Origin of the sequence: Serratia plymuthica (genome assembly GCF_018336935.1) — a bacterium.
Classification (GTDB): domain Bacteria; phylum Pseudomonadota; class Gammaproteobacteria; order Enterobacterales; family Enterobacteriaceae; genus Serratia; species Serratia plymuthica_B.
The window spans coordinates 4,143,313-4,167,935 of sequence record NZ_CP068771.1 but is presented as its reverse complement, the minus strand read 5'-3'; the positions used below and the strand labels follow the sequence as shown (position 1 = coordinate 4,167,935).

The following is a 24,623-nucleotide window of genomic DNA, read 5'->3' as shown; positions in this document are numbered from 1 at the left end:
GAGCCGCGGAAAATGAGCAATATCCTGATTATTAATGCTAAAAAGCAATTCGGCCATTCCAATGGCGAACTCAACCAAACGCTGAGCGACGTGGCGGAAAGCTACCTGCGCGACGTGAAACACGATGTGCAGGTCACCGTGGTTGACGACGGTTATGACATTGAAGCCGAAGTGCAGAAATACCTGTGGGCCGACGTGGTGATTTATCAAATGCCGGGCTGGTGGATGGGCGAACCCTGGATCCTGAAAAAATACATTGATGAAGTGTTCACCGCCGGGCACGGCAGCCTGTACGCCAGCGACGGTCGCACCCGCGCGGACGCCGGCAAGAGATACGGCTCCGGCGGCCTGATTCAGGGCAAAAAATACCTGCTGAGCCTGACCTGGAACGCGCCGCTGGAGGCCTTTACCGATCCGCAGCAGTTCTTCCACGGCGTCGGCGTTGACGGCGTTTATCTGCACTTCCACAAAGCCAACCAGTTCCTGGGCATGGAAGCGCTGCCGACCTTTATCTGTAATGACGTGATTAAACAACCTGATATCGACAGCGATATCGCACGTTATCGCGCGCACCTGGCAGAAATTTTTGCTTAACTAAGCGCGCTTAAGCGCATAAATCAATGAGGTTGTGATGATCACCGTAATTGCAGAAATCAAGACTAAACCAGGCCACCGTGAAACGGTGCTCAAAGCGATCGAAAAACTTATCCCGTTGGTACTGGCGGAAGAAGGTTGCGGCGAATATACGCCGATGATCGACAGCCATACCCAGGCGCCGTGGCAGAAGCTGTCGCCGGACTCGGTGTTTATGCTGGAAAAATGGGAAAGCCAGGCGCACCTGGAGAAACATCTGGATATCGCTCATATGCACAAGCATCGCGACACCATCAAAGACAGCGTGGTTGGCGTGACCATTCACGTGCTGGGCAACGCGCTGTAATGCCCGGGGCCGCTCTGGCCCCTACAGCGTCTGCGCGTCGATATGCGCGCTGACGTAGTCCAGAAAACAGGTAATACGCGCCGCCAGCTGGGTATTGCGGTAATACACCGCATTAATCGGCTGGCGCACGTCCAGCGTATCCTGCTCCAGCAATTGCACCAACCGCCCGCTTTGCCGATCGTCGCGCGTCATGAAATCCGCCAACTGCACTATTCCTTCGCCGCGCAACGCCAGTTGCCTCAGCGTTTCACCGCTGGAGGCCGAGAGGGTCGGCGTAATGGCGAAATGCGGCGCCTGCGGGTTGCGCAGCGGCCACAGATTGAGCGATTCCGGCTGGGTAAAGCCGAGCAGGCAGTGGTCGCGCAGCGCTTCCACGCTGTCTGGGGTGCCGTAACGCTCAAGGTAATCCGGGCTGGCGAGAATGCGCAAACGGCTGGCGCCCAGCAGACGCGCATGAATGGTCGAGTCGCGCAATGTGCCGATGCGAATGGCGATATCGGTGCGCTTCTCCAGCAGATCGATGATCAGGTTGTCGGTATTCAACTCCAGCTCGATCTGCGGGTAACCTTGGCGAAATCCCGCCACCAGCGGCACAATCACGTGTTCCATAAAGGGGGCGGCGGCATTGACCCGCAATTTGCCGGCCGGGATCAGCCTGCGCAACGCCATCTGCTCCTCGGCGTTCTCCACCGAACTGATAATGTCGCGCGCATGGCCAAGAAAGCCTTGCCCTTCTTCGGTCAACTCAAGCCGGCGCGTGGTGCGGCGCATCAGGGTAGTGTCGAGTTTCTTTTCCAGGCGACTGAGCGCACGGCTGATACCGGAAGTGGTCTGGCCGAGCTGCTCGGCGGCGGAGGTAATGGAGCCGCTGTCGACCACGGAGGTAAACGCCAGCAATTCTTCGAGGGTGATTTTCATGCATTCCGCCCAGAGTAGTCGGGTGCGGCTTGCCGCGCCCCTGCGGGAAGAAGGCCCGGCGCAGAAGCCGGGCCTGACAAGAGATCGCGATCAGACGGAAAGTTCGGCCATGTCGCCTTTGTCCTGCAGCCAGTTACGGCGGTCTTCAGAACGTTTCTTGGCCAGCAGCATATCCATCATCGCCAGCGTCTGGGTCACATCGTCATCGCTCACCGTCAGTTGCACCAGGCGGCGGGTATTCGGATCCAGAGTGGTTTCACGCAGTTGCAGCGGGTTCATCTCGCCCAGCCCTTTAAAGCGCTGAACGTTCGGTTTGCCCTTTTTGCGCTTCAACTGTTCCAGCACGCCGGCTTTCTCTTCTTCATCCAGCGCGTAGAACACCTCTTTACCGAGGTCGATGCGATACAGCGGCGGCATTGCCACATACACGTGGCCGCCCTTCACCAGCGAACTGAAGTGGCGCACGAACAGCGCGCACAGCAGCGTGGCGATGTGCAAGCCGTCTGAGTCCGCATCCGCCAGGATACAGATTTTGCCATAGCGCAGTTGGCTGAGATCTTCGCTGTCAGGATCTATGCCGATCGCCACGGAAATGTCATGCACCTCCTGCGAGGCCAACACTTCGTCCGAAGACACTTCCCAGGTATTCAGGATCTTGCCCTTCAGCGGCATGATGGCCTGATACTCGCGATCGCGAGCCTGCTTGGCTGAACCGCCCGCCGAGTCCCCTTCCACCAGGAACAGTTCGGTCATGTTCAGATCCTGCGACGTACAGTCCGCCAATTTACCCGGCAGAGCCGGGCCGCTGGTCAGCTTCTTGCGCACCACTTTCTTGGCGGCGCGCAGACGGCGCTGGGCGCTGGAAATAGCCAGCTCGGCCAGCTGTTCCGCCGCCTGTACGTTCTGGTTCAGCCACAGGCTGAAGGCGTCTTTCACCACGCCGGAAACGAAGGCCGCGCACTGGCGCGACGACAGGCGTTCTTTGGTCTGCCCGGCGAACTGCGGATCCTGCATCTTCACCGACAGCACGTAAGCGCAGCGATCCCAGATGTCTTCGGCGGACAGCTTCACGCCGCGCGGCAGAATATTGCGGAACTCGCAGAACTCGCGCATCGCGTCCAGCAGCCCCTGACGCAGGCCGTTAACATGGGTGCCGCCCTGCATGGTCGGGATCAGGTTAACGTAGCTTTCGGTCAACAACTCGCCGCCTTCCGGCAGCCACAACAGCGCCCAATCCACCGCTTCGGTATCGCCGGCGAAGTTGCCGACAAACGGCGCTTCCGGCAGGGTGATCAGGCCGTTGACCGCTTCCATCAGGTAATCGGTCAGGCCGTCCTGATAGCACCAGCGTTGCTCGGTGTTGTTCAGCTTGTCGATAAAGTAAATTTCGACGCCGGGGCACAATACCGCTTTGGCTTTCAGCAGGTGGCTCAGGCGCGAAACCGAGAAGCGCGGGCTGTCGAAGAACTTCTCGTCAGGCCAGAAGTGGATGCTGGTGCCGGTATTGCGTTTGCCGCAGCTGCCGGTCACCGCCAGTTCTTGCACCTTGTCGCCGTTTTCGAAGGCGATGCTGTAGATGTTGCCGTCACGCTTAACGTTGACTTCCACCCGCGTCGACAGGGCGTTAACCACCGAAATCCCCACGCCGTGCAGGCCGCCGGAGAACTGGTAGTTTTTATTGGAGAATTTGCCGCCCGCGTGCAGACGGCACATGATCAACTCAACCGCCGGGACGCCTTCTTCAGGGTGGATATCCACCGGCATACCGCGGCCGTCGTCGATCACTTCCAGTGACTGATCGGCGTGCAGAATCACGTCGATGCGCTTGGCGTGGCCTGCCAGGGCTTCATCGACGCTGTTGTCGATCACCTCTTGGCCGAGGTGATTTGGGCGCGTCGTGTCGGTATACATACCGGGACGACGGCGCACTGGTTCTAGACCGCTGAGTACTTCAATGGCATCAGCGTTATAGCTGGATTGAGTCATCGTTGAATTTTTTTCGTGGTTAGTAGGAAGGTGCCTATACCCGTCGTCTTTCAAGCCGCAGGGTATAACTCGCTTATTCACACAGCGTTTAGCCCTAAAAAATCCACAATCTGGGGGAAGTAGTGCTCGAAACCGACGAAGGCGTGGTTTCCACCCGACTCCACCGTTTGCCGGCACGCAGTGTAATAGGCCACCGCCTGCCCATAATCGAGAATTTCATCGCCCGTTTGTTGCAGCAACCAGATTAAATCCGGTGACTCCAAGGGATCGATCTGCATCGTTTTCAGATCGTAAACGTGACGTGACTCTAACACATATTGTTGACCGGTGTAGGGGTTCTCGTTTTTGCCAAGGTAGTCAATCAACAGCTCAAACGGCTTCACAGCAGGGTTAACCACTACCGCCGGCAGTGAAAAACACTGTGAAAGCCAGGTGGCGTAGTATCCGCCCAGCGAGGAACCCACAACGCCCAGCGTTTGCCCGGCGCGTTCCATCACCATGTTCTCAAGCATCTCGGCGGCATCGGCCGGGAAAACCGGCAATTGCGGCACCAGCATCTCGATGTCCGGGTGATTGTCGGCCAGCCACGCCTTGAAAGAGGTTGCCTTGGCCGAGAGCGGCGAACTGTTAAAACCGTGCAAATAAAGTAGCGTCGACATCAGTACCCTTCCGAATCCATGTCGGGGCGAAAATCATCGTTTTCCAAGCGGAAAACCTGGGTCTCGACGCGGCCGTCCGGCAGCAGGTCGAGATAGCGCCAGCCGGGCGAAACGTCGTCGATGGTAAAATTGGTGCAGTGCGGCTTGAATTGCACGCAGGTGGAAGGCGATGCCAGCAACCGGCGACCCTGCCATTCCAGATCCAGATCCTGGTGAATGTGCCCGCACACCACGGTGTTTACGTTCGGGTAGCGCAGCAGCACCGCGCCCAGCATGTGAGGGTTGCGCAAGCTGTGCTGATCGAGCCAGGTGCAACCGGAGGGCAGCGGATGATGATGCAGCAGCAGTAACGTATAACGCTCCGGGTGGTCCTGCAGGCAGCGCTCCATCCACTCAAGCTGGTAGTCGCTCAGTTCGCCGTGCGGCACGCCAAACACCTGGCTGTCCAGCAGCAACACCTGCCAGTGCTCGCCCAGCAGCACCTGCTTTGAAGGGGCGATGCCTGCGGCGGCCAGCGCATCGACCATCGCCGGCTGAAAATCATGGTTGCCCGGCAGCCAGACGCAAGGCGCAGGCAGCCGCGCAATACCTTCGGCAAAGTGCCGGTAAGCCGCCAGAGAATGATCCTGCGCCAAGTCGCCGGTGGCGACGACCAGATCAAAACCGCGCTGCTGCGCCATGATGGCGTCCAGCACCGCGTGGTAACTGCGATAGGTATTGATGCCGAGCAAGGTCTCGTTTTCGCCGGCAAAAAGGTGGGTATCTGTTATTTGCAGAATCCTGACCCTGGCCCCACTTGCCACGGTCAGTTTAAACAGGCTTTCCAAATGGTGTCCTTTGTTATTTCAGTCTGTTTAACAAACCGGAACCGCCATCGCTCCATGCGCCAAGCAGTAGCGCAACCAATCAGCAAGAAACTGGTTAATTTGATGCTTTTCGTCACGTTGATGCAACTTTTTATTGGGATAATCATAACGCGCTTTAAAACGGTAGATCTGCTGACTGGAACACACTTCCGCAACCATCGCGTCATGATACAGCCGCACCGTCATGGCGGGCAGGCTCCAATAACTGACCGCCGGCGCGGTCTGCTCGATCTGCACCAGCGAGGTGTAGCGCGTGGATTCAACAATAGTCAGACGATAACTGGCGCCGTTCACCTGATAAGTCACCGTTTCGCCCACTTCATCGTTGCGCGGCAGCAAGCGACGCAATTGCGCGAAGTTGGTTTCACACAATCTCATCATTTCCGGGAAATCAGGGGTATAGCGCTGTTTCATTGGTTGGCCCACTCTTTTCTTAACGATTCATGGTGCAACGCCAGCCACTGCAATGCAATCACAGATGCGGCGTTATCAATCGCGCCTTCTTCAACCCAACGGTAAGCCTGTTCGCGGCTAACCACGTGGACACGGATATCTTCATGCTCTTCTTCCAGCCCATGGATGCCTTCAGCGGTCGTGGCGTCCACCTCGCCCACCATGATCGACAGCCGCTCGCTGGTACCGCCGGGGCTTGCCAGGTAGCTCAACACCGGTTTGCAGCGCCCGACCTCGACGCCGGCTTCTTCCTGCGCTTCACGGCGGCACACGTCTTCGACGCTCTCGCCGGTTTCGATCATACCCGCCACCATTTCCAGTAGCCAGGGGGAGCTACTGGTATCGACCGCGGCGATCCGCAGTTGTTCAATCAACACCACCTCGTCACGCACCGGGTCATAGGGCAACAGCACCGCCGCGTGGCCGCGTTCGAAAATCTCGCGCTTTACCTCCGGGCTCATGTCACCGTTGAACAAACGATGACGGAACCGATAGAGATTGAGTGAAAAAAAACCACGGTAAAGCGTCTCACGTGCAATAATTTCTACATCGTTTTTATCGAGAGTAACGGGCGACGGCTGTGAGTGGCTCATAAGCGAATTCTCCTGCGTGAGTATGCCGATAAAATAAACAGTTTTGATGACAGAAACGGCGGGATAATCTTCCGCAGCTTTATGTTAGATTGTCAGCCATGATATCAGGTGTGGCCTGTGCGGCCAGTTGAACTAAAGTAAACACGGCAGTCTGAAAGGCAAAAGATACGCGAGATGGCACATTCAGCCACCTTATGCGAACAACAGACTCTGCTAGAATCGGCAACTATTTCGTCTATCGTCAGCGCTAACATAGCAATATTGCTGCACAACAAGGAATGCAAATGAAGAAACTGCTCCCCCTTCTTATCGGACTGAGCCTGGGCGGCTTCAGTGCAATGAGCCAGGCAGAGAACCTGCTGCAGGTTTACAAACAGGCCAGGGAAAGTAACCCGGATCTGCGCAAGACTGCCGCTGACCGTGACGCCGCATTCGAAAAAATCAACGAAGCGCGCAGCCCGTTGCTGCCGCAACTGGGTTTAACCGCCGGTTATACTTACGGTAGCGGTTACCGCGATGCCAATAACGTCAATAGCAACGCCACCAGCGGCTCGCTGGCGCTGACCCAAACCATTTTCGACATGTCGAAATGGCGCGCGCTGACGCTGCAGGAAAAAACCGCCGGCATCTCCGACGTGACCTTCCAGACCTCGTCGCAACAGCTGATCCTCGACACCGCTACCGCCTATTTCAACGTGCTGAGCGCCATCGACTCGCTGTCTTATACGCAGGCGCAAAAACAGGCGGTTTACCGCACGCTGGATCAAACCACCCAACGCTTCAACGTGGGCCTGGTGGCGATCACCGACGTGCAGAACGCCCGTTCCAACTACGACACCGTGCTGGCGTCCGAAGTGACTGCCCGCAACACCCTGGATAACGCGCTGGAAAAACTGCGCCAGGTGACCGGCACCTTCTACCCGGAACTGGCCTCGCTGAATACCGATCGTTTCAGCACCCAACGTCCGGAAGCGGTGAACAACCTGCTGAAAGAAGCCGAAGCGCGCAACCTGAGCCTGCTTTCTGCCCGCTTAAGCCAGGACCTGGCTCGCGAGCAGATCCGCTCGGCGCAGACCGGCTATATGCCGACCGTTGATGTAAGCGCTTCTACCGGCATTACCAACACCAAATATAACGGCTCTCGCACCGGCACAGGCACGGGCAACAATGACAGTGACGTTGGTCAGAACAAGGTTGGCATCAGCTTTAATCTGCCACTGTACAGCGGCGGCCAGACCAATTCACAGGTGCAGCAGGCGCAGTACAACTTCGTCGGCGCCAGTGAGCAGTTGGAAAGCGCACACCGCAGCGTAGTGCAGACCGTGCGTTCGTCATTCAACAACGTGAACGCGTCGATCAGCAGCATCAACGCCTACAAGCAGGCCGTGGTCTCTGCCCAGAGCTCATTGGATGCGATGGAAGCCGGTTACCAGGTAGGTACCCGCACCATCGTTGACGTGCTGGATGCCACCACCACGTTGTATAACGCCAAGCAGCAGCTCTCCAGCGCGCGTTATACCTATCTGATCAACCAGTTGAACATCAAGTCCGCACTCGGCACGCTGAATGAAAATGACCTGCTGTTACTGAACGGCGCGTTGGGCAAACCGATTTCTACCTCGCAGGATGTGGTAGCGCCGCCGACCACCGCACAGGACGCTTATGCGGAAGGTTATAACGGCAATGCGCCTGCGCCGCAAACGGCAGCTCCGGCACCGGTCGCTACCCGCGCCTCTGCGCCGGCGACCACCACCACCCAGCCGGCGCGCAGCAACAGCGGTAACCCATTCCGCAACTGATTCGCGCACTGCTGAACACGGGGCCCGGCATCTGTCGCGCCCCGTTTTTTTTGCCTCAACGCCGGTTCTGCCCGCCGCCTCACAGCCAGCCCCCCGCCCTGCGGTGGTATCATCGGCGCCATTGCCTTATCTCAGTCCGGATGGGATCCAATGGAGAACACCTCAAGCTGGCAACAGTTGATGGCCGACGGCGCATTGCCGCCCGCACAGCGCCCTGCACCGGCAATCTACGCTTCCTGGTTGCGCTGTCGCAGCCTGATGCAACCCGCCGTGTGGAAAGCGCCGCACCGTGCGCTCGGTGCCACCTTCAACTCGATCTGCCAGCGTAAAAACGATCTGCTGACGCTTGGCCAGGCGTCGCTGGAAGATGCCTGCGAATATATGGAACCCCGCCGCTGCCTGCTGATGATCCTCGACGAAAGCGGCTGCATGCTGTGGTTGTGCGGCGACGCCCCGACGCGTGAACGCCTGCAGCAATTGGGGTTTACCCCCGGCGCCTATTGGGCCGAGGGTGACATTGGCACCAACGCGCCTTCGCTGGCGGCGGCGGAAGGCCACCCGATACAGGTGAGCGGCAGCGAGCACGTGCGGCAGGCGCTGCACGGCTGGTCATTCTGCGCCACGCCGGTTTATGACAACAGCGGCCGCCAACGCGGCTCGATTGCGCTGGGCTGCCTGCTGGCGGACTGCGCCGCCGGCGATCTGTCACTGACGCTGGCGATCGCACGCGAGATAGGCAACTCGCTGAACGCCGACGGCCTGCTGGCGGAGTCCAACCGCCACCTGAATCAGCTTTACGGTTTGCTTGACGGGGTGGATGACGGGGTGATGGCCTGGGACCACCGCGGCTACCTGCAATACATCAACCAGCGGGCCGCCACCCTGCTGAAGCTGGACGAACAGCAGAGCCAGGGCAAACCCCTGACGCAGTTGCTGACGCTGCCCGCCCTGCTCAACCGGGCCATCGCCCAGCGCCAGCCGCTGCAACACGTTGAAGTCACTTTCGAAAGCCAGCGGCAGTTTATCGCCGCGCTGCTGACCCTAAAACCGATCTTCGACGGCGAGCGCTGCAGCTTTATCGCCCTGCTGCACCCGATTGAACGGCTGCACCAGTACGTCAGCAGCCAACTGGGCCGCGTCAGCCACAGCTTTGAACAGATGCCTTCCGCCTCCCTGGAGATGCGCCGGTTGATCCGCTACGGCCAGCAGGCGGCGAAGGGCCAGCACCCGATCCTGCTGTGCGGCGAAGAAGGGGTCGGCAAGGAGCGGCTCAGCCAGGCAATCCACAACGCCAGCGAACGCGCCGCCGGGCCCTATATCGCGCTTAACTGCCAGTTGATGCCGGAAGCGCAGGGGCTGCGCGAACTGCTGGGTTGCGACGCCAGCGAAGAGGAAGCGGGCCAGCTCAGCAAGTTTGAACTGGCCAACGGCGGCACGCTGTACCTGGAGCAAATTGAGTATCTGCCGGCGGAAATGCAGTCAGCGCTGCTTCAGGTGCTGAAAACCGGCGTAGTCATGCGGCTTAACTCCAACCGGGTGATCCCGGTCGATGTGCGGGTGATCGCCGGTAGCGCCGCCAATCTGCCGCTGTTGGTGCAGCAGAACCGCTTTCGCCGCCAGCTGTTTTACAGCCTGCAGGCGTTCGAGATCCAGATCCCGGCGCTGCGCCAGCGGCTGAGCGACATTCCGCTGTTGGTGAAGCACCACCTGCGAACGCTGGAACAGCATTTCCAGTGCCGATTCCGGGTCGATGACGACGTCATGGCCCAGTTGAGCCTGTATCTGTGGCCCGGCAACGATCTGGAGCTGAAAGGCGTGGTTGAGCGTACGGCGATGATGTGCCACGGCCACCATCTCCAGTTAGCGGACTTGCCCGCGCATTTGCTCAGCCACCAGCCGTTGCTGGAAAGTGAACCACAGCCGGGTACGCCGCTGCTGACGCTGGCGGAAACGGAGCGCCAGGCGATCATTCGCGCTGCCAACGTCAGCCGCGGGCAGCTCAATGAAATGGCGCAGCTGTTGGGCATCGGCCGCACCACGCTGTGGCGGAAAATCAAACAATATCAGATTGATATCCGCCAATTTAAACTGCGCGCCTGATCGCTTAATGGCTGAGCTGCAATACCCCGCGCGCCGCGTCCAGCATCGCTTTCTGGCCGCTGCGGGTTTTGCTCAGGCAGTCGTTCATGCCGACCACCATCGGGATCCCCATCGCCTTCGCCAGAATTGCGCTGTGCGACAGTGCATTGCCGCCGCTCAGGCAGATGCCGAGCACCAGGCGACGATCGAGCATCACCACGTCGGAAGGCATCAGTTCGTCCATCACCAGAATCGAGGGCGCAGTCAGCGTAATCGGCAGCAGCGGCTGCTGTTGCAGATGGCTCAGGGTACGGCGCAGCATGTCCCGCACGTCCAGTTCGCGCGCCCGCATGTACTCGTCGTCCAGCGCGCGATAATCCTCGATGATCGCCTCCATTTCCTGCCGCCAGGCCTGCTCGGCGCTGCATTGTTGCTGAGCAATGCGCGTATAGGCCGCCTGTTGCAGATCCGGATCGTCCAGCAGCATGCTGTGCGCGCCGAAAATCGCCGCCTGCGGTTTGCCAATCAATGTGCCGGTGCGCTCCGCCAGCCGGTTGAGATCGCTCAGGGTATGCTGCAGCGCCTCGCGCAGCCGCTGCTGTTCGGTCAGCACGTCGTCCGCGCCAATCGGGCGCTCGGTCACCGTCGGCCAGAAGCTGAGCGCCTGCAACACCGGGCCGCTGGTCACGCTTTCCGCCACCGGGATGCCGTGCAGCGAGGGCAGTTGCTGTTCCGAAACCGTTTCACCAAAGTGCTGTTCCGCCAGCGCCCTGAACGCCGCCAGCGCTTGCTCAGCCTGTGGGCCGTCGGCAATCAACCTGACGGTGTCGCCGTGCCGCACCTGCAGCAACGCCAATTGATTGAGGCTACGCGGGTTGGCGCATTGCCCCTGTTTTTCCAACACCAGCTCGGCCTCAAAGGGCGCCAGCGCCTCCGCCAGCCGCGCCGCCGGTCGGGCGTGTAACCCGTGCGGGTTCTGCACCGTCCAACTGACGCTTTTTCCCTGCGTCAACGGCAATTCAACGCTTTTTGCCGCAGGCGCGGCTTCACCCAGTTGCGCCTGCTTGGCCAGCAGCGCGCCCTGAGCTTCCGCCAACACCTGTTCCAGCCCGGCACCGGAATTGGCGGCGACCACCGCAGCCAGCGCCCCCTCAACCAGCGGTGCCGAACACAGCCGCACTTTGGCGGCCAACTGCGGATCCAGCAGGTCGAGCGCGGTTTCGGCGCTCAGCAACGCGCTGCCCAAATCCATCAGCACGACGATGCCCGCACCGTCCGCCACCGACTCAATGGCTTCCATGACCTTGATGGCATCGGTGCCGATCGGATGCTCGACGTCATCGACGCCCGCCGCCAGCACCAGCTTGCAGCCGTCGCCACGCATCATCTGCCGCGCCAGCTCTTCGACCCCGCGCGCCAACTGCGCGCTGTGGGAAACTACAACGATATTGATCATCTCGCCTCCTGCTAGTGGCCGGCGACCTCGGCCAGCGTTTTGATCATCAGCATCACCGAGGTGGCGCCCGGATCCTGATGGCCGATGCTGCGTTCACCCAGGTAGCTGGCCCGCCCTTTACGCGCCTGCATGATGATAGTGCCCTCTACAGCCTGTTCCGCCCGTTCACTGGCGCGCTGCAGGGCCTCTGCCACGCTCGACTGCTGCTGCGCCGACTGGCCGAGGCTTTCCACCACCGGCCACCAGACGTCGCACATGGTTTTGTCGCCCGGCTCCGCCTTGCCGCGCATCACCACGCCCTCGACGCCCTCTTGCATCATCTGATGCAGCTCCGCCAGATCCAGGCTTTGCTTGGCATTGGCCGCCTGCGCCGCGCGGATAAAGAACGTGCCGAACAGCGGGCCGCTGGCGCCGCCGACGCTCGACAGCAGCGTCATGCCCGTATTTTTAAGAATAAAACCGATGTCTTTATCCGCCACCGAAGGCAGTTTTTCCACCACCTTGTTGAAGCCACGGTTCATGTTCAGACCATGGTCGGCGTCGCCGATTTCGGTATCCAGCCGGGTCAAAAAATCACGTTCCCGGGTAAACACCTCGCCACAGCGCATCAGCCAGTCCACTACCTGCTGTTTCGTTAATGCCATAGATCCTCCTCAACAACCCCAACGCAGCGCGGGCGTTTTCACCGGCGCATCCCACAATGCCAACAGCTCGTCATCCACCTTCAGCAAGGTGATCGATACCCCCTGCATGTCCAACGAGGTGCAATAGGCGCCCACCAGACTGCGTTCAACGATCATGCCCGCCTCGGCGCAGCGCTCCGCCAGCCGGTGATAAACGCCGTACAGCTCGGACAGAGGCGTCGCCCCCAGGTTATTCACCAACGCAATCACCCGGTCGCCGCGCGTCAGCGGCTGCTTGGTCTGCACTTCATCGCGCCATTCGCCCTGCCGGCGATCCCAGGCGCGAATGGTGCGCTGGTAATGGCCGTGTTCGATCAGGGTATGGAACATGTCATCCACCGCCGCATTGAGGCCGCTGAACGGACGCCGCGCAATGCCCGGCTCGCCGTGAATACCGACGCCGAACTCCATCTCGTTTTCCGACAGCACGAACGAGGGCTTGCCGGCTGCGGGCACGGTACAGGCCCCCAGCGCGATGCCAATCGAATGCCCTTGATTGTTGATCCTGTGGCCCAACGTCACCACGCTGTCCAGATCGTCGCCGCGGGCCGTCGCTGCGCCGAGCAGTTTTTCCATCAGTACGGTATTCGCCACGCCACGTCGGCCGGCGGTGAACAGGCTATCCTTGACCGCCACGTCATCGTCCACCAGTACCGTCGCCACCTGGGTGCCGCTGTCGTGCAGCAATTCGGTGGCGGTTTCGAAATTCAGCACGTCGCCGGTGTAGTTTTTGATCAGCAACAACACTCCGGCGCCCCCGTCGATAGCCTGGCCGCACTCGTACATTTTATCCGGCGTCGGCGAGGTAAAAATCTCCCCGGGGCAGGCGCCGTCGAGCATACCTTCGCCGACAAAGCCGCAGTGCATGGGTTCGTGGCCGCTGCCGCCGCCGGACAGGATAGCCACCTTGCCCGCTACCGGCGCGTCGGCGCGGGTAACGAACACCGGCTCCTGATGCACCAACAGTTCAGGGTGCGCCTCCGCCAGCCCCAGCAGTTGCTCTTCCAGTACCGACTCAACCTTATTGATCAGTTTTTTCACGGTCATTTCCTCGTTTAGCCAATGGGACGCAGCCTGCTGCGTCCCTGCAGTATCAGCGTTGGTGTTGTTGCAGCCAGGCGCTGCCCAGCCGGTCTGCCGTCAAGATTGCGGCCTGCACGCTGGCCGGCGTCACCCTGAACGGCATGTTGTGGATGGTTTCGCCGGCGGCGCAGCTGGCTTCGGCAACCGCCATGATTTTCTCTGCCGCATCGCCGCTAACGCCCATCTCGGCCAGCGTGACAGGCAGGCCGATGCGGTGGCAGAAATCCAGCACCGTCTCGATCTGCGCCATGCTGCTGTTTTGCAGCACCAGTTGCGATAGCGTGCCGAAAGCCACTTTCTCGCCGTGGTACAGGTGATGACACTCATCCAGCACGGTGAAACCGTTGTGAATAGCGTGCGCCGCCGCCAGCCCGCTACTTTCAAAACCAATGCCGCTCAAATAGGTATTGGCCTCGATAATGCGTTCAACCGCTTCCGTCACCACCCCGGCCTCAACCGCCAGTTTGGCTTTGACGCCTTCTGCCAGCAGCGTCTCATAGCACAGCCGTGCCAGGCTGAGCGCCGCCAGCGTCGATTTGCCGCCCGCCATGCTGGTGGCCTGAGCGTCGAAACAAGCCTGGGCCTCAAAATAGGTGGAAAGCGCATCGCCCATTCCCGCCACCAACAGGCGCACCGGTGCCTTGGCGATAATCGCGCTGTCCATCACCACCATATCCGGGTTGCGCGGGTAGATCAGATACTCGGCAAATTCGCCCTGTTCGGTATAGATCACCGACAGCGCGCTGGTCGGCGCATCGGTGGAAGCAATGGTGGGGATTAACACCACCGGCACTTGCTGGTAGTGCGCGATGGCTTTGGCGGTATCGAGGGTTTTGCCGCCGCCGACGCCAATCACGCCGCGACAGCCATGGGCTTTCAGTTCGCGCCCCAAGCGGTCGATTTCCTTATGGCAGCATTCGCCGTTGAACAGGCTGGCGTGATGTTTCACCCCGTGCTGTTGCAGGCTGCCCATCAGGGTATCGCCCGCCAGCTTCATGACGAAGTCGTCGGCAATCACGAAATAATGGTCGGCAAACGCTTTAGCGTATTGACCCACGGCGACCAGTGCATTGGCGCCCTGAATGTACTTGCATGGAGACTGGATGATTCTCAACATAACCGGATCCTTGTAGGGAAATTGGCGATGGTAACGTTCAGATATCAGGTGATGATGCGCCCGGTCTTGTGCCGTCGCGTTGTTATGCACTGACTATAGGGCTTACGGAGAGCTTTGCGACAGACCGCGTTTTTGTTCCATTATGGAACATGACAACGGCTCTGCCGTTTCATAATGGAACTCTGCCGCCACTTTTTTAACCGGTAAAGCGAGCTGGCGCACAGCCTAACGTATAACTGCGTAAAGAGTGGATTCCACGGGCGTTTCAGCTTTAATTTTGACCATCTTTCCCCTATTCTTACCGCCACTACTGGGAAAGGGCGAAAACAGCCCGACTGATGGGATTAATAACGATGAAACGGACAAAAAACATCAACCAAGAGACGTTCCGCAAATCCTGGCGCAGCTACCGCGTTGCGCCCGTAGCCTTGGCAATCAGCGGAGTCTTTATGCTGGCCGGCTGTGAAAAAGCGGATGAAACGGTCTCTATGTATCAAAATGCCGACGAGTGTTCGCGCACTAACCCCTCCATGAGCGAGCAGTGCACCACTGCCTATAACAACGCCCTGAAAGAAGCCGCAAAAACCGCGCCTAAATACGCCAGCCGCGAAGACTGCGTGGCCGAGTTCGGTGAAGCGCAGTGTACTCAGGCTCCCGCTCCGGCGCAGGCCGGCATGGCGGCAGAATCGCAAAGCAGCGGCAGCTTCTGGATGCCGTTGATGGCAGGCTACATGATGGGCCGCATGATGGGCGGCTCCGGCTTTGCCCAACAGCCGCTGTTCACCTCCAAAAACGCCGCCAGCCCGGCCAACGGCAAGTTCGTTGACGCCACCGGCAAGAGCTATGGTCCGGCTACCGCCGGCGGCCGCACCATGACGGTGCCGAAAACCGCGATGGCGCCAAAACCGGCGGTAACCAGCACCGTTACCCGCGGCGGCTTTGGCGAATCCGTGGCCAAGCAGACCAGCATGCAGCGCAGCAGCGCGACCTCCGGCAGCTCACGCAGCATGGGCGGTTAAGGCATGAAACGCGTTGCGATTACCGAGCGCCCGGACTGGCGCGAAAAAGCGACCGAGTTCGGCTTCAAATTCCACACCATGTATGGCGAGCCGTACTGGTGTGAGGATGCCTATTACCAGTTTACGCTGGCGCAAATCGAAGAGATCGAAAGCGCCACCGCCGAGCTGCATCAGAGGTGTCTGCAAGTGGTGGAGAAAGTGGTCAACAGCGATGCGCTGATGGCTAAATTCCAGATCCCGAAACACACCTGGGATTTCGTGCGCAGCTCATGGCGCACCAGCCAACCTTCGCTGTACTCGCGTCTCGATCTGGCTTACGACGGCGTCAATCCGCCCAAGTTGCTGGAGAATAATGCCGATACGCCAACCTCGCTGTATGAAGCGGCCTTTTTCCAATGGCTGTGGCTGGAAGACCAGATCAACGCCGGCAATCTCAGCCCGGAGTCCGATCAGTACAACAGCCTGCAGGAAAAGCTGATTGAGCGTTTTGCCGATCTGAAAGCGCACCACGGCTTCGGCCTGCTGCATCTGGCCTGCTGCCAGGACAGCGAAGAAGATCGCGGTACGGTGCAATATCTGCAGGACTGCGCGCAGGAAGCCGGCGTGCCAACCGAGTTCCTGTTTATGGAAGAGATTGGTCTCGGCGAGAAGGGCCAGTTTACCGATCTGCAAGACCAGGTCATCGGCAATCTGTTCAAGCTCTACCCATGGGAGTTTATGCTGCGCGAGATGTTTTCCACCAAGCTGGAAGATGCCGGTGTGCGCTGGCTGGAGCCGGCCTGGAAAAGCATTATCTCCAACAAGGCGCTGCTGCCGATGCTGTGGGAAATGTTCCCGGATCACCCGAACCTGCTGCCGGCCTACTTCGCGCAGGACGAACATCCGCAACTGGATCACTACGTCACCAAGCCGCTGTTCTCACGCGAAGGCGCCAATATCCAGATCGTGCAGAACGGCCAGGAAGTGGCGCGCGTTGACGGCCCGTACGGCGAAGAAGGCATGATTGTGCAACAGTTCCACCCATTGCCGCAGTTCGAGGGCAGCTATACGCTGATCGGCAGTTGGCTGGTGGACGATCAACCCTGCGGTATCGGCCTGCGTGAAGATCGCGAGCTGATCACTCAGGATCTGTCGCGTTTCTATCCGCATATCATCCTCGGCTGACCAAGACTCGCCAGAGACCTGAAATGCAAACGCCAGTCCGAGACTGGCGTTTTTTATTTAACCGACCTGCACCGACAGCATGCTCAAAGCGCCCATCTCGATGCCGTCCACAGGCACGGATATCGCTTCTTCGCCATCCCAACTGCCCAGCACGTACAGCAGCGGCAGATAATGTTCCGGCGTCGGGTTCGACAACGCCGCCCCCGGATGCTGCATGAAATTCACCAGAGGATGGTTATCCCCCTGATAATTCAGATTATCGCGCACGAACTTGTCAAAGGATTCCGCCCACGGATAAGGGGTGGTATCCCCCTGCCATTTCACCATCCGCAGGTTATGCACCACGTTGCCGCTGGCGACAATCATCACCCCCTGCTCACGCAGCGCCGCCAGTTTGCGGCCCAGCTGGTAATGATATTCAGCCGGTTGGGTGCCGTCGATACTGAGCTGTACGATCGGGATATCCGCGTCGGGGTACATCTTGATCAAGACTCCCCAGGTGCCGTGGTCCAGCCCCCACTCGCTGACATCCGCCGTGACCTCAATCGGCGCAAGCAACTGTTGCAACTGTGCCGCCAGTTCAGGAGAGCCCGGCGCCGGGTACCGAGTATCAAACAGCGCCTGCGGGAAACCGCCAAAATCATGGATGGTTTTTGGCTTTTCCATCGCGGTAACCGCAGTGCCGCGGGTGTACCAGTGCGCAGAAACGGCGACGATGGCTTTTGGACGCGGCAGCGTTTCACCCAGCGTACGCCATGCCAGGGTGTAGCGATTTTCTTCCAGCGCGTTCATCGGGCTACCGTGGCCGAGGAAAAGAGCAGGCATACGAGAGGTGTTCATACATAATCCTTGGTTAGTCATCTTAGGTTCTGTTAACCAGATTACGCCGTTTGCCACAGCAACACAGCCGGATAACCATGATGATGATCTTCAATAAATTTGAACGGTTTAAACAATCGAAATCATCCGTCAAACCCGCTCGATTTCAGCTGTGACTCTGTTAGTATCAGAAAATAAACGATAATCATCAGCATATAAGGAGGCTATTCTGTCAGTACCCCTGATCCTGACCTTGCTGGCCGGCGGAGCCACCTTTGTCGGCGCCCTGTTCGGCATCATCGGCCAAAAACCGTCCAACCGGATGCTGGCTTTTGCCCTCGGCTTTGCCGCCGGGATTATGCTGCTGATTTCATTGATGGAAATGCTGCCTGCGGCGCTGCATACCCAGGGTATGTCGCCGATGCTGGGCTACGGCATGTTCATGCTCGGTCTTTTGGGGTATTTTGCGCTGGACCGCCTGCTGCCGCATCAGCACCCACAGGATTTGCAGCAAAAGCCGCTCACGCCCTATAACCTGAAACGCACCGCCATGCTGTTGACGCTCGGCATCAGCCTGCACAATTTCCCGGAAGGCATCGCTACCTTCGTCACCGCCAGCGCCGATCTGGAATTGGGGATGGGCGTCGCGCTGGCGGTCGCCATCCACAATATTCCTGAAGGATTGGCGGTTGCCGGACCGGTGTATGCCGCCACCGGCTCAAAAACCAAAGCGCTGCTGTGGTCGGGCATTTCCGGCATGGCGGAAATTCTCGGCGGCGTGCTGGCGTTCCTGCTGCTCGGCCCGATGATCTCGCCGGTAGTGATGGCGTCGATTATGGCCGCGGTGGCCGGTATAATGGTGGCGCTGTCGGTAGATGAATTGATGCCGCTGGCCAAAGAGATCGACCCGCACAATAACCCCAGCTACGGCGTGCTGTGCGGGATGACGGTTATGGGGTTCAGCCTGACGCTGTTGCAAAGCGGCGGCATCGGTTAATGCCGATTCTGACTGGCGGGGCCAGCCAACCCCGCTAAATCGAATGCCTTCAAATCAATTCATAACCTATATGAATATCAAAGTATTACTGCCACACAGGTCTAAATTGTGAACAATTTGCGTATGATTTGTTAATTCAAAATATACAATGAATTTCTCTGCCGGCTCCCCGCCGGCAGGTTCCGGCGCTACGGTGAAAACGTCGTACCCTCCGCGCCAGGCAACACGGAACGCAGGCACCACAAGGAGGAATTCATGTTCAAATCCACACTGGCAACCCACCTGGCTCTTTCCGTTACCTTATGCACCGGGTGGGTAGCACCCGTCTGCGCAGAGGAAAAAGCGCAGCTGGTACAGCACGAAGATCCTTACTTCAAACAGGCGCAGGAGCAGTTGCAACAAAGGCTGGCACAGCCTAAGAACACCCATCGGGCGAAAAACGTCATCCTGATCGTTGGCGACGGGATGGGGTTTTCAACCGTTACCGCAGCACGCATTTTCGAAGGGCAACAACGCGGCGTCGACGGCGAATCTAACGTGTTGGCCTGGGAAGCCTTCCCCTACCTGGCCGCAGCCAAAACTTACTCTGCCAATGCCCAGATAACCGACTCCGCCCCCAGCGCAGTCGCCATGACCACCGGCGTCAAAACCCTCAATGACCTGATGGGGCTGGACCATACGGCAAGCCTTAACAACTGCGAGGATCAGAAAACCAAAACGGTCACCACCCTGTGGGAGATGGCCGCCTCCCTCGGCATGTCCACCGGCGCCGTCACCACCGCGACCATCACCCATGCCACTCCCGGCGCCACCTATGCCCATATCGCCAACCGAGACTGGGAATCCGATGCAAAAATGCCGGCCGAAGCCCTGGCCGCCGGCTGCAGCGATATCGCTCGCCAGTTGGTTGAGATGAAATTCGGCAACGGCCTCAACGTAGCCATGGGCGGCGGGCGCGCCAACTTTCTGCCGGAGAGCGCAACCGACCCTGAATACTCCGCTAAAAAAGGCAACAGGAAGGATGGCCGCGACCTGACGCAAGCCTGGCTAAAACGCTATGGTGAACGCGGCAGCTACGTGTGGAATCAATCGCAGTTCGATCGGATCGATCCCACTAAGGTTGATCATCTGTTGGCCCTGTTTGAACCGTCGCATATGAACTTCGAGCACGATCGGCGGGAAGATGCCGCAGGTGAACCTTCTCTGGCCGAAATGACCGGCAAGGCCATCGACATTCTGGCCAGGAACCCCGAAGGCTATCTGTTGCTGGTTGAGGGCGGACGTATTGACCACGGCAGCCATAACGGCAATGCCTATCGCACCCTGACCGATACGGTGGCCCTCAATGAGGCGGTAAAAACCGTCATCGGCAAAGTTGACCTGGACGAGACGCTGGTGGTGGTGACCGGCGATCATAGCCATACGCTCACCCTTGCCGGCTATGCCAAACGGGGTAACCCGATCCTCGGCATCTCAGTTGGCGTCAACGGCAAACCGCTGCTGGGTAGCGACGGCAAGCCCTATACCACGGTCAGCTTCGCCAACGGCCCCGGCGGTGTCATTCCGCTACCGGAGCGCCCGACACTCACCATGGAGCAGGCCAGCGCACCCGACTTTATCCAGCCGGCGCTGGTGCCGATGAAGAGCGAAACGCACGGAGGTGAGGATCTTGGCATCTACGCCATCGGCCCTTGGTCGCATCTGTTCCAGGGCACGGTCGAGGAGAACTACACGTTTCATGTGATGAACTACGCCAGCCGTATCGGCGAACGTCTGTCAAATCTGTAGCCCATTGTTACGCCGATAAAAAAAGCCGCATTACGCGGCTTTTTTCGTCGAAGACCAGGCTGAATCAGCTGGCTTTCTGCTCGTGGGCCTGGCGATAAGCCACCAGATCCTCGATGGTCAGCACAGTCATATCATGCTTCCTGGCGAACGCGATCACTTCCGGGGCATGCGCCATGCTGCCGTCGTCGTTGGTCAGCTCGCACAGCACGCCGGCAGGTTTGAAACCGGCCATGGCCACCAGATCGATGGTCGCTTCGGTGTGGCCACGGCGGCTCAGCACCCCGCCCGGCTGCGCACGCAGCGGGAACACATGGCCAGGGCGGTTCAGATCGCTCGGCTTGGCGTTATCGGCCACCGCCGCACGGATGGTGGTCAGGCGGTCGGAGGCGGAAACGCCGGTCGTCACGCCCTGCGCCGCTTCGATAGTCACGGTGAAGGCAGTCTGGAACTGGCTGGAGTTGTTGGTCACCATCATCGGCAGCTCAAGCTGCTGACGGCGGTCTTCGGTGATGCACAGGCACACGATACCGCTGCCGTGACGAATGGTCAGCGCCATTTGCTCAACGGTCATGGTTTCTGCGGCGAAGATCATATCACCTTCGTTTTCACGATTTTCATCATCAAGCACCATCACACCGCGCCCGTTGCGCAATGCTTCAAGAGCGCGTTCAACGCGTTCTACCGGCGTGCCGAAATCTGAAAGTAGCGTCTGATTCATGGTAAAAAACCTCATTAGAAAATTATGGATTACCAGAACCAGGGCGATCTTGAGGAGTAGCTACAACAATAGCTAAAAAAATAACGCAAGCGGGCGCAAACCCGGCAGATACCGTTACTCTCTCCCATCCGGACTATAACCGTCGGCCCCGGAATTACACCGGATCTGCTGACCTCTAACCAAACTGCAAGAGACTGGCTGAGCGCTCGCGGGCTTTCACCGTAGAAGGTGATTTACCGCCGGTGGGGACTTGCACCCCGCCCTGAGAATAAGCATTCTGACTATAACGCTAATGATTAATCAGGGCAATTGGCAAAAGCACAATTCTGCCCCCTGCGGAGAATGCGGTTATTGGTTTATCCGGCGGGCAACTCGCATTACACTAGGCAACAGCTATTAAACTCTGAAAGGGATACGCCATGATTGACCCGAAAAAAATTGAACAGATCGCACGCCAGGTTCATGAGTCCATGCCTAAAGGCGTTCGTGAATTCGGGGAAGACGTCGAGAAGAAAATCCGTCAGGTGCTGCAGTCACAGCTCACTCGCCTGGATTTGGTCAACCGCGAAGAGTTCGACGTGCAAACCCAGGTGCTGCTGCGCACCCGTGAAAAACTGGCGTTGCTGGAACAGCGTATGAGCGAGCTGGAAAGCAAGCTGAACGCCGCACCGGCAGCGCAACAGCCAGACGCAGAATAAGACTTAACAAGGGCGCGATACCGCGCCCTTTTAGGGTTAGATAGCCGCCCGCGCTCTGCGCGGCAGCACCAGCCAAATCAGCGCGAACATCCCCAACGCATACAGGCTTTTCCAGCCGATAATCACCATCAGTAACAGGCACAGCGCCAAACCCGCCACCGCCATCAGCCGCGAACGCCCGTGCAAAATTCGGCACCCCGCCAGCATGCACAGCAGATAAATCAGCACAAAGATGCCATTGGCATACACCAGCAGCGCATCCAGCGGCAGCTTCAGCGTATAAATCAGCAAGGTGAACAGCAGGCAGCAGCCCACCACCGCGCTCAATGCATTGACCGGCGCCTGCCCGGCAGACAGCTTGGCCAATGCGCTGGACGGCCGATCCTGCGCCTGCGACCACACCAGCCTGGCAAAGCTCTGCGTATAGATATTCACGCTGGCGAAGCAGGCCAGATAGCCAATGATGCAGGCGACCCACAGCGCATGCTGCCCAAACAGTTGCACCACGATGCCGGGCAGCGACGCGGCGGCAGCCTGATGCTCGCCGTAAGCATGGAAATGCAGCACCGCCACGGTGCAACCCCAGTAGACCGCCCCGGCGACTAACATGCCAAGCAGCAGCGCACGCGGGAAATCGCGCTCGGGGTTGCGGAATTCGGTCGCCAAATGCGCGAAGGCCTCAAGGCCGACAAAACACCAGAACATCACCGCCAGCGCATGGAACAGATTGGGGGGAGAAATGTCGTCTATCGCAGGCCAGGGGATTTGGGCAGGCGAGATATCGCCTCGCCACCAGATAGCGGCCACTAACCCCACCACCAGAATGGCGATCAGCGTTTGAATATTGGCGCTGGAACCCGCGCTGCGCGTCCCCAACAGCCAAATCGCCACCAGCGTGGCGATCTGTACCAGCAGCAGGCCGTTGGCGCTCCAACCGAGCGTGGCCTGCCAGAACCCGGCGGCAATTTGCAAGGCAGCCGGCAGGCCGACCGGGATCACCGACAGAAACAACCAGCCGGTGACCTTCGCCATGCGCGGGCCAAAGGCCATACCGACAAAGTGCGCGGCGCCCCCGGCGCTGGGGAAGTGGCGGCCCAGAGCCGCAAAGGCGATGGCGATAGGAAATACCAGCGCAATCAACACCGGCCAGGCCCACAAGCTATCGCCCTGCGCCACCTGTGCCGCCAGCGCCGGAACGGCAAACACCCCGGTGCCCAGCAACGAAGTGGACAATAACCCGACGCCCTGCGCCAACCCCAGTTCCTGTTTCAATCCACTCACTGACCACCGCCATTTTCAGCAGGCGTTAACCACGCCCGTCTTTGATTGCCTTGATGATGTTGGTGGTCGACAGGCCATCTTCAAAGTTCAGTACCTTGACGTCGCCGCCGTTGGCCCACACCTCGGCGCTGCCGGCGATATCTTCAGGCTTGTAGTCACCGCCCTTCACCAGCAGATCCGGCAGGATGTCGGCGATCAGGCGCTGCGGGGTGTCTTCTTCAAACGGCACGACCCAGTCCACCGCTTCCAGCGCGCCGAGCACGATCATGCGGTTTTCCAGCAGGTTGACCGGGCGGGTTTCGCCTTTCAGACGTTTGGTGGACGCATCGCTGTTCACCGCCACGATCAGGCGATCGCCCATTTTGCGGGCATTAGCCAGATAGGAAACATGGCCGGCATGCAGAATGTCGAAGATGCCGTTGGTCATCACCACCTTCTCACCACGCTGGCGAGCCTGCGCCACGGCGGTTTTCAGCTGGGCTTCGGTCATCACGCCAAAGCCGGTTTCGGCACGGCCGCGCACCGCGTTTTCCAGTTCGATTGGCGAAACGGTCGAGGTCCCCAGCTTGCCCACCACCACGCCGGCGGCGGCATTGGCCAGGAAACAGGATTCTTCCAGCGTATTACCGGCGGCCAGAGCAGCAGCCAACACGCCAATCACGGTATCGCCGGCACCGGTCACGTCAAACACTTCCTGCGCCAACGTCGGCAGATGCAGCGGCGCTATGCCCGGTTGCAGCAGCGTCATGCCATGCTCGGAACGGGTAACCAGCAGTGCGGAAAGCTCAAAATCCGCCACCAGTTTCATGCCGCGTTCAACCAGTTCGGCTTCGTCTTTGCAGTGGCCTACCACAGCTTCAAATTCGGACAGGTTTGGCGTCAGCAACGTCGCGCCGCGATAGCGCTCAAAATCGGAGCCTTTTGGATCGATCAGCACCGGCACCTTGGCGGCGCGTGCCAGTTGGATCATGCTCTGCACCTGGCTCAATGCGCCTTTGGCGTAGTCAGACAGCACCAGCGCGCCAATGTGCGGCAGCGCCTGCTGGATGCGTTCCAGCATCGGCTGCGGATCGACATTGGAAAAACCTTCTTCGAAATCGAGACGGATCAGTTGCTGATTACGCGACAGCACGCGCAGCTTGGTGATGGTCGGGTGCGTCGGCACCGAGACAAAATCACAGCGCACGTTCACTTCGTTCAGCTTGGCGCTCAGCGCCCGCGCCGCGTCATCAATGCCGGTCAGGCCCACCAGGCGTGAGTTGGCACCCAGCGAAGCAATGTTCATCGCCACGTTAGCCGCACCGCCCGGACGCTCTTCGATGGTATCAACCTTGACCACCGGCACCGGCGCTTCCGGTGAAATGCGGCTGGTCGGGCCATACCAATAGCGATCCAACATGACGTCACCCACCACCAATACCCCGGCGCGGCGAAAATCAGGCAGCGTAACTTTCATCCGATAACTCCAAAAAAGTCCAAAATTTTAGTGGCGCAGATATTACCACAG

Annotated in this window: 23 protein-coding genes and 1 riboswitch; of the genes, 9 read left to right on the top strand and 14 right to left on the bottom strand. The window is 59.2% G+C overall.

Annotation, left to right across the window (positions count from 1 at the left end; genetic code table 11):
* The first annotated feature begins 12 nt into the window (after nt 1-12).
* Together JK621_RS19480 and JK621_RS19475 are read left to right on the top strand one after the other, a co-directional pair.
* Entirely contained in the window at nt 13-594 is a 582-nt protein-coding gene (locus tag JK621_RS19480; RefSeq protein ID WP_212557256.1) for an NAD(P)H-dependent oxidoreductase, read from the top strand.
* 37 nt (nt 595-631) lie between these two features.
* The gene (locus JK621_RS19475) at nt 632-940 is read left to right on the top strand and encodes a putative quinol monooxygenase (protein ID WP_004948272.1); all 309 of its coding nucleotides are present in this window, start codon (nt 632-634) and stop codon (nt 938-940) included.
* A 21-nt stretch (nt 941-961) separates the two neighbouring features.
* Here the strand turns inward: JK621_RS19475 and JK621_RS19470 are convergent, their stop codons facing one another.
* From JK621_RS19470 to nudF, 6 genes are all read right to left on the bottom strand, one after another.
* Nucleotides 962-1,858, bottom strand: a complete 897-nt coding sequence (locus JK621_RS19470; protein ID WP_212557255.1) for a LysR substrate-binding domain-containing protein — start codon at nt 1,856-1,858, stop codon at nt 962-964.
* 90 nt (nt 1,859-1,948) lie between these two features.
* A complete protein-coding gene (gene parE, locus JK621_RS19465; RefSeq protein ID WP_212557254.1) occupies nt 1,949-3,844 on the bottom strand; it encodes a DNA topoisomerase IV subunit B in 1,896 nt (631 codons plus the stop codon).
* A gap of 77 nt (nt 3,845-3,921) precedes the next feature.
* The gene (gene yqiA / locus JK621_RS19460; RefSeq protein ID WP_126485352.1) at nt 3,922-4,503 is read right to left on the bottom strand and encodes an esterase YqiA; all 582 of its coding nucleotides are present in this window, start codon (nt 4,501-4,503) and stop codon (nt 3,922-3,924) included.
* Nucleotides 4,503-5,330, bottom strand: coding sequence for a 3',5'-cyclic-AMP phosphodiesterase (gene cpdA / locus JK621_RS19455; RefSeq protein ID WP_212557253.1), 828 nt, complete (start codon nt 5,328-5,330; stop codon nt 4,503-4,505). Before cpdA ends, yqiA begins: the two co-directional genes overlap by 1 nt.
* Before the next feature lie 27 nt (nt 5,331-5,357).
* On the bottom strand, nt 5,358-5,783 hold the full coding sequence (locus JK621_RS19450; RefSeq protein WP_004948286.1) for a DUF1249 family protein: 426 nt from the start codon (nt 5,781-5,783) through the stop codon (nt 5,358-5,360).
* Entirely contained in the window at nt 5,780-6,415 is a 636-nt protein-coding gene (nudF, locus tag JK621_RS19445; protein WP_212557252.1) for an ADP-ribose diphosphatase, read from the bottom strand. Before nudF ends, JK621_RS19450 begins: the two co-directional genes overlap by 4 nt.
* Before the next feature lie 284 nt (nt 6,416-6,699).
* Here nudF and tolC point away from each other — a divergent pair, with 284 nt between their 5' ends.
* Nucleotides 6,700-8,214 (top strand): outer membrane channel protein TolC, encoded by a 1,515-nt coding sequence (gene tolC, locus JK621_RS19440; RefSeq protein ID WP_212557251.1) that lies wholly within the window; start codon nt 6,700-6,702, stop codon nt 8,212-8,214.
* A gap of 150 nt (nt 8,215-8,364) precedes the next feature.
* The gene (dhaR, locus tag JK621_RS19435; RefSeq protein ID WP_212557250.1) at nt 8,365-10,314 is read left to right on the top strand and encodes a dihydroxyacetone kinase operon transcriptional regulator DhaR; all 1,950 of its coding nucleotides are present in this window, start codon (nt 8,365-8,367) and stop codon (nt 10,312-10,314) included.
* Between the two features lie 4 nt (nt 10,315-10,318).
* On the opposite strand, the gene dhaM is transcribed toward dhaR, so the two are convergent.
* Genes dhaM through JK621_RS19415 form a run of 4 tightly spaced genes read right to left on the bottom strand, consistent with a single transcriptional unit; the run spans nt 10,319 to nt 14,632 of the window.
* Nucleotides 10,319-11,749, bottom strand: coding sequence for a dihydroxyacetone kinase phosphoryl donor subunit DhaM (dhaM, locus tag JK621_RS19430; RefSeq protein WP_212557249.1), 1,431 nt, complete (start codon nt 11,747-11,749; stop codon nt 10,319-10,321).
* A gap of 11 nt (nt 11,750-11,760) precedes the next feature.
* Nucleotides 11,761-12,393, bottom strand: coding sequence for a dihydroxyacetone kinase subunit DhaL (dhaL, locus tag JK621_RS19425; RefSeq protein WP_212557248.1), 633 nt, complete (start codon nt 12,391-12,393; stop codon nt 11,761-11,763).
* Nucleotides 12,394-12,402: 9 nt separating this feature from the next.
* Entirely contained in the window at nt 12,403-13,473 is a 1,071-nt protein-coding gene (gene dhaK / locus JK621_RS19420) for a dihydroxyacetone kinase subunit DhaK (RefSeq protein WP_212557247.1), read from the bottom strand.
* A 52-nt stretch (nt 13,474-13,525) separates the two neighbouring features.
* On the bottom strand, nt 13,526-14,632 hold the full coding sequence (locus tag JK621_RS19415; RefSeq protein ID WP_126485363.1) for a glycerol dehydrogenase: 1,107 nt from the start codon (nt 14,630-14,632) through the stop codon (nt 13,526-13,528).
* 353 nt (nt 14,633-14,985) lie between these two features.
* Here JK621_RS19415 and JK621_RS19410 point away from each other — a divergent pair, with 353 nt between their 5' ends.
* Nucleotides 14,986-15,651: a DUF1190 family protein gene (locus JK621_RS19410; protein WP_212557246.1), complete on the top strand. Its 666-nt coding sequence runs from the start codon at nt 14,986-14,988 to the stop codon at nt 15,649-15,651.
* A gap of 3 nt (nt 15,652-15,654) precedes the next feature.
* Nucleotides 15,655-16,815, top strand: coding sequence for a glutathionylspermidine synthase family protein (locus JK621_RS19405; RefSeq protein WP_212557245.1), 1,161 nt, complete (start codon nt 15,655-15,657; stop codon nt 16,813-16,815).
* Nucleotides 16,816-16,872: 57 nt separating this feature from the next.
* On the opposite strand, the gene ygiD is transcribed toward JK621_RS19405, so the two are convergent.
* Entirely contained in the window at nt 16,873-17,655 is a 783-nt protein-coding gene (gene ygiD / locus JK621_RS19400; RefSeq protein ID WP_212557244.1) for a 4,5-DOPA dioxygenase extradiol, read from the bottom strand.
* Between the two features lie 208 nt (nt 17,656-17,863).
* On the opposite strand from ygiD, the gene zupT reads away from it, so the two are divergent.
* On the top strand, nt 17,864-18,631 hold the full coding sequence (zupT, locus tag JK621_RS19395) for a zinc transporter ZupT (protein WP_126485371.1): 768 nt from the start codon (nt 17,864-17,866) through the stop codon (nt 18,629-18,631).
* A gap of 255 nt (nt 18,632-18,886) precedes the next feature.
* Nucleotides 18,887-20,419, top strand: a complete 1,533-nt coding sequence (locus JK621_RS19390) for an alkaline phosphatase (protein WP_126485381.1) — start codon at nt 18,887-18,889, stop codon at nt 20,417-20,419.
* 64 nt (nt 20,420-20,483) lie between these two features.
* Here JK621_RS19390 and ribB read toward each other — a convergent pair whose 3' ends face one another.
* Complete coding sequence (gene ribB / locus JK621_RS19385) at nt 20,484-21,137, bottom strand: 3,4-dihydroxy-2-butanone-4-phosphate synthase (RefSeq protein ID WP_013814628.1); 654 nt, start codon at nt 21,135-21,137, stop codon at nt 20,484-20,486.
* A gap of 112 nt (nt 21,138-21,249) precedes the next feature.
* Nucleotides 21,250-21,411, bottom strand: a riboswitch (FMN riboswitch).
* Between the two features lie 145 nt (nt 21,412-21,556).
* Between ribB and ubiK the strand changes: the two genes are divergently transcribed.
* Nucleotides 21,557-21,835: a ubiquinone biosynthesis accessory factor UbiK gene (gene ubiK / locus JK621_RS19380; RefSeq protein ID WP_004948322.1), complete on the top strand. Its 279-nt coding sequence runs from the start codon at nt 21,557-21,559 to the stop codon at nt 21,833-21,835.
* Nucleotides 21,836-21,871: 36 nt separating this feature from the next.
* Here the strand turns inward: ubiK and yjeH are convergent, their stop codons facing one another.
* Nucleotides 21,872-23,116, bottom strand: coding sequence for an L-methionine/branched-chain amino acid transporter (gene yjeH / locus JK621_RS19375; RefSeq protein WP_212557243.1), 1,245 nt, complete (start codon nt 23,114-23,116; stop codon nt 21,872-21,874).
* 25 nt (nt 23,117-23,141) lie between these two features.
* Entirely contained in the window at nt 23,142-24,572 is a 1,431-nt protein-coding gene (gene hldE, locus JK621_RS19370) for a bifunctional D-glycero-beta-D-manno-heptose-7-phosphate kinase/D-glycero-beta-D-manno-heptose 1-phosphate adenylyltransferase HldE (protein WP_212557242.1), read from the bottom strand.
* Between the last annotated feature and the right edge of the window lie 51 nt (nt 24,573-24,623).